Source organism: Frankia sp. Mgl5, assembly GCF_023242985.1.
Classification (GTDB): domain Bacteria; phylum Actinomycetota; class Actinomycetes; order Frankiales; family Frankiaceae; genus Parafrankia; species Parafrankia soli.
In genome coordinates, this window is record NZ_JALKFY010000377.1 from 1 (window position 1) to 232 (window position 232).

The following is a 232-nucleotide window of genomic DNA, read 5'->3' on the forward strand; positions in this document are numbered from 1 at the left end:
GTATTTATATCCGAACTGAATGCGGTTGATGAAACCGTCGCGATTGTAGCCAGCGTCGATCTGAGCGTAGGTCTCCTCATCCGTCGTCGGCTTCGAAACAATGTTGCCGCCCCACCCGGGATTATAGCCGGTCGGCCCGACCGACGGATCACCACCGCCCCAACCGCCGTCAAACGAGAAGGCCGCCGGGTTATTCATCACATTGCCATTGGCATAGGTGACGGTTCCAGGG

The 232-nt window shown here is 57.8% G+C and carries 1 protein-coding gene; it reads right to left on the reverse strand.

Annotated features, from left to right (window positions below; all coding sequences use genetic code 11):
* Positions 1–232: hypothetical protein (locus tag MXD62_RS09760; protein ID WP_248829025.1), on the reverse strand; the 232-nt coding region annotated here is incomplete at both ends.